1 protein-coding gene is annotated in these 617 nt (G+C 50.9%); it reads left to right on the top strand.

Annotation, left to right across the window (positions count from 1 at the left end; translation table 11 throughout):
- Positions 1–46: 46 nt before the first annotated feature.
- The coding region (locus R7Z77_RS26605; protein ID WP_318137203.1) for a 4Fe-4S dicluster domain-containing protein at positions 47–617 on the top strand (571 nt) is incomplete at its 3' end.

Genomic DNA, 617 nt, shown 5'->3' with positions numbered 1-617 from the left:
CACAATGGAATCAGTCAGTTCAAATTCAACTAACAGCAGGTGAGTTATGGATTCCACCAAACGTCGCTTTCTTAGCGCCATTACAGTGGGTGCCGCGTTAATCCCAATTGCAGGTATTGGCACCGCAACCGCGGGCAATGTTATTCGCAACAATCAATCCGCCAACCGAAAAGGACAAGTCGGAAAACGTTACGCCATGGTGATCGATTTACGTAAATGCGTCGGCTGCCAAGCGTGCACCGTAGGTTGCAGTATTGAAAACCAAGCGCCAATCGGTCAGTTTCGAACCACAGTGAAACAATACGAAGTCACGCTCAATGACGGTTCCACAACCACACAAGAAGCAAAGGCCTTTATGCTGCCTCGGCTTTGTAATCACTGCGATAACCCGCCGTGCGTAGCCGTTTGTCCCGTTCAAGCAACCTTTCAGCGAGAAGATGGCATCGTCATGGTGGATAACAGTCGCTGCGTAGCGTGCGCGTACTGTGTACAAGCCTGCCCTTACGATGCGCGTTTTATCAATGAAGACACGCTCACCGCTGACAAATGCACCTTCTGTGCACACCGCTTAGAACAAGGTTTGTTACCCGCTTGTGTGGAAACTTGCGTGGGCGGCG

The sequence above is a fragment of the Vibrio sp. 1401 genome (assembly GCF_033340295.1).
This window is presented reverse-complemented; position numbering and strand designations above follow the sequence as displayed.